Source organism: Sphingomonas sp. PAMC 26617, assembly GCF_000242835.1.
Lineage (GTDB): Bacteria > Pseudomonadota > Alphaproteobacteria > Sphingomonadales > Sphingomonadaceae > Sphingomonas.
Map to the genome: position 1 here is coordinate 1,364,621 of NZ_JH594425.1, position 11,731 is coordinate 1,376,351.

The following is an 11,731-nucleotide window of genomic DNA, read 5'->3' on the forward strand; positions in this document are numbered from 1 at the left end:
AGTGCCGGCGTACATGACCTCGCTTTTGCCTGCAGTAGCGCACGCGAGACGGGGCACGAACCCGGCTCGCCAGCCTTGCCGCCAGGCAGGCCCGCACAGCGGCACCGCACCTCCTCGCCGTTCCCTGTGATCCGCGCCAAGTCCCTGTGCCACGCCACACTGTTCCATCCGCCTGGACGGAACGGTCAGGCCAAACCGTGGGCTATGATCATTCGACACCGCAAACGGATTAACCCCGCACCAGCCAACCCGCCGCCATCAGGCGTGGTGGCGCCCACCATCCAGCGACTGCCGAGGACCGCATAGTCAACCGGTTACCTTCCCCTCGCCTATACCGCCGGATCACCACGTCGCGTTACGGCTCCATCACCGAAAGGAGATCGTCGACGCTTCCGGTCGCGAACGCGGTATACTCGTCGCCAATCGCATAGGGCAGCAGGATACGCCGGCCGTGCAGCAAAGCGCCGCAACTGTAGGTTACGTTCGGGACATAGCCCCCACGCTGTTCCGCCGAGGGGAACAACACGGGGGACGGCGTGCGGGCGAGGACCTTGCCGGGATCCGCCTTGTCGAGAAGGCATGCCCCGACGCAATAGCCGCGCACCATGCCGACTCCGTGGGTGAACAGGAGCCAGCCCTCGTCGATCTCGATCGGCGAACCGCAATTGCCGATCTGGACGAACTCCCACGAATATTTCGGCCCCATGATCCGCGTGCCGATTTCCCAATTGAAGAGATCGTCGGAATACAGCAGCCACAGGTTCACGCTGTCCTGTCGCCCGATCATCGCGAAGCGGCCGTCGACGCGCCGCGGGAACAGCGCCATGCCCTTGTACCCCGCCATCTCGCCCGTAAGCGCGCGCATCTCGAACGTCCGTTGGTCCACGCCGCGGAGCAATTCGCCCCGCGCCGAGGTGCCGTCGAACGCGGTGTAGGTTCCGATCACGCTTTCCACCCCGTCGTGGTCGGTAAAGCGGACGAGCCGCAGATCCTCGACGCCCTGCCGCTGGCTGGGCAGGGTCGGGAAGATCACGGTCTCGGAAATGTCCTCGCTGTCGTCGGCGCGCATCCGCACCCAGCCATCGCTTTCACTTTCGATCCGCGGCGGGACGCCCTGTTCGCTGGGGGGATCGACGATGAGTCCGGTGCCGCCGTCCCAGGTTCCGGTCCGGAACGTCACCGACGAGATGTGCCCCTCGCCGACGCCCCGCAACGAAAGGATGAAACGGACGCTGTCGTCGTTCGCATCCTGGTCGGGCACGGTCACGATGCTCGGGTTGAACAAGGCGGCGGACTCGAAGGCATATTCCTGGCTGTAATAAGCGCCGAGCAGGATCCGGTCACGCTCCTCGACGACCTTGGCATCGCCAAGATCGCCCTCCACTTCCGCGAAGCGCCGGAGGAACAGGGCCTTCGCATGGTGGTGGCGTGTGTCCATCGACTCCGTCAGCAACCGCAGCATGCGGTCGCGCGTCTCGGGTTCCAGCGCGAGGACTCGCGCGACGACGTCCTGCGCGCGCGTCGGTTGATGATCGAACGCTTCCGGGTAAGAAAAGCTGAACGGCCGGATGACGGTGCGCGAGGGGTCTGGCTTGAGTTCCACCTCCAGCGTGGTGAACACGTCCGCTGCGATCATCCGCCTCAATCCTTCTGTGCTGCCTTGTCCGAAAGGCGATACTCCTGCCGCGCCGGTTAGGTCCGAAATCATCGGTCTGGCGATAAAACTTTACGGTTGCGACATAGGCGACCCCGTCGCTGCCAAGCCACGCCGCCAGTAGGACAGGAAGCCGCGTGCTTTATGGAACAGGCGGAACAGATAGAACCGCCGCACCCCCGCATGCGTCGTGACGGGGCGTAGCACGTCGAGCCGCAGGTCGCAGATATCGGTGAACACCATCCGCCGGACGCGTTTGTCGTTGAACAGGTGCTTGGCATATAACGCCCCGTCGCCAAAGGCGTAGCCCGCCAGCAGGCGGGTTTCGTCGCGGATGTCGCGGCGGCCGTGGTGATGGTCGACGACGATCAGCGGATCGTACAGGAGCGCGATCCCCAGTCCGCTCGCGCGGAGCAGGAAATCGGTGTCTTCCGCCGCCACGAACGGCGCGCCCGCGCCGAAGCGTTCGTCGAACGGTCCGACCGCCGCAAGCACGTCGGCACCGAAGGCGAGGTTCGCCCCCATCACGAAGCCGCCCGGAAATACGCCCGGCGGCGCGACCATCGGGTGATCCTCGAGCTTGACGGTCACGGCGAGGTCGGCGGGGTTGCCGAGCAGGATCCGCCCGCCGATGATCGCGGGGCCCGGTGCTTTGGCGAAAGCAGCGACCAGATTGCGGACATAGTCGGGGTGGAGGATGCAATCGTCGTCGGTCATCGCGACGATCTCCCCGGCGCGATGCACCAGTCCGCGGTTGCGCGCGCGTGCAAGCCCCGGGCGGGGTTCCTCGACCGATATCACGCGGAAAGGCTGTTCCGCGCGCCACTGCGCGATCAGCCCCGGGGTCGCGTCGGTCGAACCATTGTCGACGAGGATCACCTCGACCGCGATCCCCTCCGCTGCCGAGACGGCGCGGGAGACCGACGCAAGGGTCGCGGCGAGCGACGCGCACCGGTTGCGGGTACAGATCAGCAGGGTGACGGCGGCCGCGTCCATTACCGGCTTTCGCTGCGCCGTTCCGCAAGGTGCAAGGCCTGCGCCGGGCTTGTCGCGCTTTCCATCGCGGCGGCGGCGGGCCAGGCGGCGACATAGGCCGCGAGCTTGCCGTACGTATTGTCGAGCGCGACGTGCGGCAGATCGAGCAGGTCGGCGAGGATGTGGCCGTGGAGCCGATCCGTCACCAGCACGCGCCCGCGCGACAGCAACCGCAGCCCGCGTGCGACGCGGTTGGCGGCTTGCGCAGTACGCGCGGTCGGGTCGCTGCCGGGGGGAAGATCCGGATCGTCTTCCAGCCAGTCGACGACCGTCGCGTCTCCGTAGTCGGGCGGCGCGTATCCCCGGCGTTCTTCGTCGGTGCGCAGCAGCATCAGCACGGCGCAATCCGCGGTCGCGCGCGGTTGCGGGCCAAGTGCATAGGCCGAGTCCGGCGCGAGCCGAGTCTCGCACGCGAAATGCCGGTGCGCGAAATCGAGGCTGCGGGCGTCGCGGACGTAGAGGGCAAAGTCCGGGTGGTCCGCCACCAGCGTGGCGAACCGGTCGGCTTCGGCGGGCACGTCGAACTGGATCGACTGGGGCAATTGGACGACCGGGCGGTCGCGGATCGTCGCGAGGATGGTTTCGCGGAACCGCTGGTGGTGCGGCCAGATGTCCCCCAGATTGCCGCCGCCGTGGAGGAACAGCACGCCCTCGGGACAGGCGCGGCGAAACGCGGCTTCGTCGAAATCATGCCAGGTCGAGACATAGTCGGGGTCGCGCCCGGTCAGTGCGCGCAGCAGGGTTACCTCGCCGAGCCAGATCGCACTGTCGCCGACATTGGCGTGATCGGGAAAATCGACCAGCGCATAGCGCGTACCGGGTGCGACATGGGCGCGGTACACGTCACGCAACGCGGCCTGTTGCGCGGCGATGCGGTCCACCGTCATGCCCCGACCGCGCCATGTTCTGCTATGACTTCGCGGTACAGCGCCTCACAGCCGTCCAGCCAGGCGTCGCGCGTGAACAGCGCCTCGACCCGCGCGCGTTGCGGCGCGCGCGGGAGCGCGGTCGCCGCGGTCATCGCATCGGCAAGCGCGGCGACATCGCCCATCGGCGCAAAGCAACCACCCGGGCCGATCACCTCGCGCGCCGCGCCCATGTCGAACGCGGCGATCGGCACCCCGCACGCCATCGCCTCGACCGCGACCAACCCGAAGGGCTCGTCCCAGCACGGCGTGAAGACGAACACCGACGCGCGTCCCATCGCGTCCGCCAGCGCGTTGCCCGCGATATGACCGCCGTAGCGGACCGTGTCGCCCAGCAGCGGCTCGACCTCCGCCGCCCAATACTCGGGGTCCTCGATCGCGCCGAACAGCGTCAAGGGGATGTGCGCCAGCCGCGCGGCCTGCGCCGCGAAATGCGGGCCCTTGTCGCGCGTCATCCGTCCGCACCAGACCGTGTGGCCGTCACCGTGCGGACGGTACGGCCACGAGGCGGGGTCGATCCCGTTGTAGAGCACCGAGGCCTGCGGCGGTGCACCGTCCGGCCACCACGCTTCCAACTGGCGGCGCGAGGTGACGGTGAGGCGGTGGCCGGGCCCCGCGCTTTCGCGCACGAACCAGTGCAGCGCGTCATACGGGGGCACGTGGAGCGACGTGACGGTCGGGACCACCGCGGTGCGTCGCGGTTCGATCGGGAAGCGGTGGAGGCTGTTGTTGTGGACCACGTCGAACCCGCCCGCCGCGATCCGGTCGCACGCGGCTTCGTAGCCCGCGTCGATGTGCGCGATCAGCGGCGCATGGCCGCGATGCTCCGCACCCGGGAACTGCGCTTCGTAATGGACGGGAAGGACCGGATCGATCGGCAGGCCGGGGTCGCTGTCGCCCGAGGCGAACAGCACGACGTCATGCCCGCGCCCGCGCAACCCGGTCGCGAGATGCCAGCAGTGCGATTCCATTCCGCCCGCGAAGGGCTGGCCGATCCGTTGCCGGACATGCCCGAGGATCGCGATCCTCATCCGGTCGACCGCGCGCGCTCGGACGCCGCGAGCCGGTCCTCGAGCAGGCGGATGACGGTCGCGGTATTGGCGTAGGGCTGGTGGCTCTGCTGCCCGGTCAGCGCGCGGTCGGCGTCGTCGGGGCGGCGCAGGATGCGGATCGGCTGCCCCGGCGCGAGGTCGACCAGCCCCATCAGGCGGAACGCCTGGAGCCAGTGCCCCATCGTGCGATACCCCCATTTGGCCTCGAACACCTCGGCGTTGCGCACGACGCTGTCGAGATGATGGACCGGCGGCATGTGATGCGGGTGATATTGGTGATAGGCGAGCCCGCCCTTGATCCACGCGATCGGGACGCCCGCGGTGTCGAGCACCTTGCCGAAATCGGTATCCTCGCCGCCATAGCCCGAATAGCGTTCGTCGAACCCGCCGACGCGGAGGAAGGTCGCCCGCCGCATCGCGAAGTTGAGCGACCAGAAGCAGCGGTAGTCGTTACAAATTTCGATCCCCTCGGGCGGCGGGCCGCGGCGGTCGGAATGTTTGACCGCGACCTCTGCAAAGGCGTCATACGACCAGTCGCCATCGGTCGCCCCGCCGGGCAGGTACAGCACTTCGCCCATCAGCAGCCCGTCGAGCTTGGTGATGAAGCCCGCATAGTCCGCGAGCAGCGTCGGCGTCGGGATACAGTCCATGTCGAGAAAGACGAGGACGTCGCCCGTCGCGGCGCGCGCCGCCACGTTGCGCGCGGCGGCGAGCGGAAGTGAATCCGCAACGACCTGGATCTGGCGGATCGGGAAGGGGGCGTCGGGGAGGTCGTACAGCGTGTCCTGCATCACCGCGACGATCAGCTCCGCCGGCGGCACGGTCTGGCGCATCAACCCGCGGACGACGTTGACGAGGTGGTCCGGGCGCCCCTTTCCCAGCGTGACGACAGAAATTTCACTCATGGATATTGCTCGGTTCGAAGAGGATCACGGGACGAGAACCCGCGGGCGCAGTTTGGTATCCTGCGGCGGAGTCGATCGCCCGCGGTATCGAACGCCGCGACGACGCTGCCGTCGTCATCGCGGTGCCTGAAATCGTCAGTCGCCGGGCATGCCGGTCATTTCGCGCCAGTGATCCCTTGCGGGTTGCCCGACGCGAGCACGCCGCCGCCGACCGCCTGATAGAGCGCGACGGTATCCGCCATCCGTGCCGCCCGGGCCTGGATCAGCAAGGCGGTCGCCTGCGCGCTCGCCGCGGTCGCGTTGAACACCGTCAGCGTCCCCACCCCGCCCAAGGCGAGCTGGCGGCGCGTGAAGCGCAGGTTCTGCGTCGCCGCGTCGTTCGCGCGGGTCGCCGCGTCGAGCGCGGTGGCATCGGTGCGCAGCCCGGAGAGGCTGTCCGCCACGTCGGCGAACGCCTGCAGCGCCGCGCTGCGATATTGCGCCTTGGCGCTGTCGAGCGCGGCTTCGGCAACGTGCTGCTGCCCGCGCAACGCGCCGGCGTGGAAGATCGGCTGCGTCACCCCGCCGAGCAGCGCCCAGAACGGATTGCCACTCGCGAACAGACCGCCGAAATCGACCGCGGTGCTGCCGCCGGTCGCGGTCAGCAGGATGTTGGGCAGGCGGGCGGCGATCGCCACGCCGAGATCGGCCCCGGCCCCGCGCATCTGCGCCTCGGCCGCGCGCACGTCGGGGCGGCCCGCGACGATCTGGGCGGGCAGGCCGACCGGCAACGTATCCGGCAGCGTCAGCGTTTCGAGCCGGGGCAGGTCCGGGAGCGGAGTCCCGGGCGCGACGCCCAACAGCAGCGCGATCAGCGTGCGTTGGTGATCGCGCTGCCGGATCAGCGGGGGGAGCAGGGCTTCCGCGGTCGACAGCACGGTCTGTTGCGCGGCGACGTCCGCCGCGCCGATATCGCCGAGCGCCTGGCGGCGTTGCAGCATCTGCAGGATGTCACGATTGCCCGAAATGCTGTCGTTCGCGGCATCGATCTGCGCGGCGAGCGAAGCATGCTGGATCACCGCGAGCACGAGATTGGCGACGATCGTCGTCCGCGCGGCAAGCAGCCGATCCCCCGCGACGTCCGCCGCGGCGCGCGCGGAGCGCTTGCGGTTGCGCTCGGCCCCGAACAGGTCGAGCGGATAGGTGACCGAAAGCTGCGCGGTATGCAGCGTGTAGAGCGTCTGGTTCGGGTCGGCGAGCGGGCTCTGCAGCGCCTGCGACACCCGCGCGCGTTCGGCCTGGTAAGAGGCGTCGACCTGCGGCTTGCCTGCCGCCCCGGCGATCACCAGCTGCGCGCGCGCCTGGCGAAGCGCGGCATCGGCAACCGCAAGATCGTTATTCGAGCGCAATGCCCGCGCGACGAGCGTGTCGAGGACGGGGTTGCGGAAGCGATGCCACCATTCGGCATCGAGCGCCGTGCCGGGTGCGATCGTCTGGTCGGGGCCGCTGGCGGCAGCGATCCGTTCGGGCAGGACGGGCGGCGCGAGCGACAGCGCGGTGGTCGGATGCTGCGGACCGACGGTGCAGCCGATCAGCAACAGGGGCGCTGCGAGTGCGATCCGCTTCATGCCGGTTCTCCCTGCGGGATGACGGAATGGGGGTGATGCCCGACGTCGCGCCCGTGCGCGCCGCGATCCTCCGGACCCACATGCCGCGAGAAACGCCCGATCAGGACCGGCAACACCAGCAGGATCAGGATCGGCGCGAGCCCCATCCCGCCGACCACGACGAGCGCGAGCGGCTTCTGCACCTGGCTCCCGATTCCCGCAGAGACGGCCGCGGGAAGCAGCCCGATCGCGGCGGCGAGGCAGGTCATCACCACCGGGCGCAGGCTCGTCTGGACGGTGCCCGCGATCGCGGCGTCGCGGTCGAAGCCCTGGTCGATATGCTGGTTGAAGGTCGTCACCATCAGGATGCCGTCCATCACCGCAATCCCGAACAGCGCGACGAAGCCGATTGCCGCGGAAATGCTGAACGCAGTCCCGGTCAGCGCGAGCGCGAGTACGCCGCCGATGATCGCCATCGGGATCACGCTGAAGCTGAGCAGCGTGTCGCGCACCGAGGAGAAATTGGCGTAGAGCAGCACCAGGATGAGCGCGAGGCTGATCGGCACGACCACCTCGAGCCGGTTGACCGCGCTCGTCAGGCTGCCGAGTTCGCCCGCCCATTCGAGGCTGTACCCCGGCGGGAGCGTGACGGTCTTCGCAATCCGCGCCTGCACCTCGTCCACCGTGCCGCCGAGATCGCGGCCGCGGACGCTGAACTTGATCGGGACGTAGCGTTCCTGATGCTCGCGATAGATGAACGATGCGCCGGTGGTCAGGCGGACCTTGGCGACTTCGGACAACGGCACCTGGATCGACCCGGTCCCGCTCGGCGACGGCGCGCCGATCGTGATCCGGCGCAGTGCCGCGAGGCTGTCGCGCTGCGCGTCCTTCAATCGCACGACGATCGGGAAGTGCCGGTCGGTCCCGCGCTCGTACAGGTCGCCGCTGCTCTGCCCGCCGATCGACGCGGCGACCGCGGTGTTGATGTCGTCCGGCGTCAGGCCATAACGCGCCGCCGCACCGCGATCGATGTCGATCTGGACGGTCGGCTGCCCGAGCGAGTTGGAGATGCCGAGATCGGCGACGCCGCGGACCTTGGCCATCTGGTCGCGGATCTGCTCCGCGATATGCTGGAGCGTCGCGAGATCGGGGCCGAACACCTTGACCGAATTGGCACCCTTCACGCCCGACGAGGCCTCCTCGACATTGTCCTGGATATATTGCGAGAATTCGAAGTCGACGCCGGGGAAGCGCGCCTGCAACCGGTGTTGCAGCTCGGCGGTCAGCGTTTCCTTGGTCACGCCCGCGGGCCATTGGTCGACGGGTTTGAGCGGGGTGTAGAATTCGGCGTTGAAGAAGCCGGTCGCATCGGTCCCGTCATCGGGGCGACCGTGCGTCGAGATGACGCGCTGGACCTCGGGATAGGCCGCGATCATGTCGCGGATCGCGTTGACCGAGGGTTGCCCCGCCTCGAGCGAGATCGACCCGGGCAGCGACGCGCGGATGTAGAGATTGCCTTCCTCGAGATGCGGCAGGAACTCGATCCCGAGCGAACGCATCCCCACCAGCGCGGTGACGAGCAGCAGCGCCGCACCCCCGAGCGTGATGATCCGGTTGGACAAGGCGAAGGCGGCGGCGGGTTCGTAGATTGCGCGCAGCTTGCGGACGACCCAGGTCTCGACCTCGTCGAGCGAGTCGGGGAGGAGCAGCGCGGACAGTACCGGCGACACGGTGAAGGTCGCGATCAACCCGCCTGCGATCGCATAGGCATAGGTCTTCGCCATCGGGCCGAAGATGTGGCCCTCGACCCCGGTCAGCGTGAACAATGGGATGAAGCTCGCGATGATGATCGCGGCGGCGAAGAAGATCCCGCGGCTGACTTCGCTCGACCCGTGGAGGATCGCGGAGAAGCGGCTCGCCGGGGTGGCGTGGCCGTGCCCGCTTTCGATCGCGGCGGAACGTTCGACCATGTGGCGGAAGATGTTCTCGACCATGATGACGCTGGCATCCACCACCAGCCCGAAATCGAGCGCGCCGAGCGACAGCAGGTTGGCGGATTCGCCCTGCACCGTCAGGATCAGCACCGCGAACGCCAGCGCGAACGGGATGGTCAGCGCGACGATCACCGCGCTGCGCAGGTTGCCGAGGAACAGCCACTGGAGCACGAAGATCAGCAGGATCCCCTCGACCAGATTGTGCATCACGGTGTGCGTGGTGACGCCGATCAGCTCGGACCGGTCATAGATCCGCTCGAGCTTGACGCCCGGCGGCAGGATGCCGGACGCGTTGATCGTCTCGACCTCTTTCTGGACCGCGTTGATCGTCGGCATCGATTGCGCGCCGCGCTGCATCAGCACGATGCCCATGACGATGTCGTCGTCCGCGCCTTCGCCCGCGATGCCGAGCCGCGGGGCATTGCCGATCCGCAGCGTCGCGACGTCCTTGACCAGCACCGGGTTGCCCGCATTGGTCGTGACGAGCGCGTTGCGGATCGCATCGGTCGACTGGATCAGCCCGACCCCGCGGACGATCGCCGCCTGCGACCCGAAGTTGATCGTCTGCGCGCCGACGTTGCTGTCGCCCTTGCTGATCGCGGCGAGCACCTGCGAGACGGTCACGCCGTGCGCGACCATCCGGTCGTTGTCGACCACCACCTCATAGGTGCGCAATTTGCCGCCCCAGCCGGTCACGTCCGCGACGCCCGGGATGCGCTTGAACCGGCGTTGCAGCACCCAGTCCTGCAGCGTCTTGAGGTCCATCACCGAATAGCCCTTGGGCGCGGAGATACGGTAGCGGTAGATTTCGCCGATCGGGCTGGTGGGGGAGATCTGCGGCTGCGCGCCGCCGGGCAGGTTGCCGAGCTGCGACAGGCGGCCGAGCACGCGCTGCTCGGCTTCGGCGAAGGTGTAATCGTAGCTGAACTGGATCCGCACGTCGGACAGGCCGAACAGCGAGATCGAGCGGACCGAGGTGATGTGCGGCACGCCCGCCATCGCGACCTCGACCGGGATGGTGACGTTGCGCTCCATCTCCTCCGCCGAGACGCCGTTGCTCTGCGTCAGTACCTCGACCATCGGCGGGACCGGGTCGGGATAGGCCTCGATGTTGAGATTGTAGAAGGCGATCCCGCCGGCCAGGATCAGCCCGACCAGCAGCATGAGCACGAGGATGCGCTGCCGCAGCGCAAAGCCGACGATGCCGTTCACGTCAGAGCCCCGCTTCGTTGACGAACAACGCGCCCGAGGTGACGATCCGGTCGCCCGCCTTCAGGCCAGCGACGATATGGTCGACGCCATCGGTGCTGTCCGCGACCTGGACCGGGCGTGCGTAGAGATAGCCCTTGGGGCCGGCGACCCAGACGACCGCCTTGTCGCCTTCATGGATCACGGCGTCCGAGGGGACGTAGATCCCGGTCGGCGCGCCGCTGCGCTGCTCGATCGTGAAGCTCGCGAACATCTGCGGTTTCAGCGCGCCGTCGTCGTTGCGCACGGTGGCGCGGACGGGGAGACGGTGCGTCGCCGGGTCGAGTGCTTCGCCGACATTGTCGATCACCGCGTCAAACACCCGGCCCGGATAGGCCGGCGTGGTGACGCGCGCCCGGTCGCCGACATGGACGCTCGCGGCATCGCCTTCGGCAAGCTGCGCGATCAGCCAGACGCGGCTGGCGTCGGCAATCGTCATGATCGGCTTGTCGCCGCCCGCGGTGACATATTGGCCCGGCGCGACATCGCGGCTCGCGACCACGCCCGAGACCGGTGCGCGATAGACGGTTTGCGCCGAGATCGAATCGCTGCCCGCCTGCAATCCACGGATTTCGGTCGCGCCCTTGCCGAGCAGCGACAGTTTGTCGCGCGTCGCCGCCAGCGCGGCATCGGCCGAGCGCAGCGCGGATTGCGCGGTGACGAGGTCGCTTTGCGCCTGGCGGTAATCCTTCAGCGCGCCGCCCGCGGTCTGGTAGATCGCGGCCTGGCGGGTCGCGGTGTCCTGCGCGATGCGGACCTGCGCGGCGGCGGTGGCGCGCTGCGCGCTCGCGGTGAGGAACTGGTCGCGGGCCTCGACGAAATCGGGCGAGGCGACCCGCAGCAACGGCTGCCCGCGCGTCACCTTCTGCCCGGCCTGGACGAATACGGCGGCGACCTGGCCCGAGAAGGGGAGCAGGACGGGCGTGCTGCTGTCGCCATTGACCGCGATCGTGCCGGTCGCCTCGAGCCCGCCGGTCGTCGCCCCGTCGCGGACGGTCAGCAGCTTCATCGCCGCCAGTTGCTCCCTGGTCGGGGCGAACGATCCGGCCGGGGCGGCATGCGTCGTCGGCTCGGCCGGTTTGGTCGCCGCGCCGATCATCGCGACCACGACGAAGATCAGGGCGATGACCGCCGCCGCGATCCCGAGGAGGCGGAGTTGCGCGCGCCGATCCAGTTTCCTGGTGGTGGGGAGGGCAATGCTATGGTCGGTCGTCGCCGTCATCTCGGTCTCGAACTCGCTTGCGAGGCAGGGGGAGGCGGGGCGATAGGCGGCTTGGCTTACAGCAGGCTTACAGACCTATTTTGGGGTAAGCGTTTCTGCAAAGCGGCGC

Annotated in this window: 8 protein-coding genes; all 8 read right to left on the bottom strand. The window is 68.4% G+C overall.

Features of this window, described 5'->3' with window-relative positions; genetic code table 11:
- Positions 1–355: 355 nt before the first annotated feature.
- Positions 356–1,636, bottom strand: a complete 1,281-nt coding sequence (locus tag RH91_RS05980; RefSeq protein WP_010161692.1) for a glycoside hydrolase family 130 protein — start codon at positions 1,634–1,636, stop codon at positions 356–358.
- 90 nt (positions 1,637–1,726) lie between these two features.
- Positions 1,727–2,650, bottom strand: a complete 924-nt coding sequence (locus tag RH91_RS05985; protein ID WP_010161694.1) for a glycosyltransferase family 2 protein — start codon at positions 2,648–2,650, stop codon at positions 1,727–1,729.
- A complete protein-coding gene (locus RH91_RS05990; protein WP_010161696.1) occupies positions 2,650–3,576 on the bottom strand; it encodes a polysaccharide pyruvyl transferase family protein in 927 nt (308 codons plus the stop codon). The genes RH91_RS05985 and RH91_RS05990 overlap by 1 nt, the downstream gene beginning before the upstream one ends.
- Complete coding sequence (locus RH91_RS05995; protein ID WP_010161697.1) at positions 3,573–4,646, bottom strand: glycosyltransferase; 1,074 nt, start codon at positions 4,644–4,646, stop codon at positions 3,573–3,575. Before RH91_RS05995 ends, RH91_RS05990 begins: the two co-directional genes overlap by 4 nt.
- Entirely contained in the window at positions 4,643–5,572 is a 930-nt protein-coding gene (locus RH91_RS06000; RefSeq protein WP_010161698.1) for a galactosyltransferase-related protein, read from the bottom strand. The genes RH91_RS05995 and RH91_RS06000 overlap by 4 nt, the downstream gene beginning before the upstream one ends.
- 155 nt (positions 5,573–5,727) lie before the next feature.
- Positions 5,728–7,179 carry an efflux transporter outer membrane subunit gene (locus tag RH91_RS06005; protein ID WP_010161699.1) on the bottom strand — a complete coding sequence of 484 codons (1,452 nt, stop codon included), beginning with the start codon at positions 7,177–7,179 and terminating at the stop codon, positions 5,728–5,730.
- Complete coding sequence (locus RH91_RS06010) at positions 7,176–10,364, bottom strand: efflux RND transporter permease subunit (RefSeq protein WP_010161701.1); 3,189 nt, start codon at positions 10,362–10,364, stop codon at positions 7,176–7,178. Before RH91_RS06010 ends, RH91_RS06005 begins: the two co-directional genes overlap by 4 nt.
- Position 10,365: 1 nt before the next feature.
- Positions 10,366–11,622 carry an efflux RND transporter periplasmic adaptor subunit gene (locus tag RH91_RS06015; protein ID WP_010161702.1) on the bottom strand — a complete coding sequence of 419 codons (1,257 nt, stop codon included), beginning with the start codon at positions 11,620–11,622 and terminating at the stop codon, positions 10,366–10,368.
- Between the last annotated feature and the right edge of the window lie 109 nt (positions 11,623–11,731).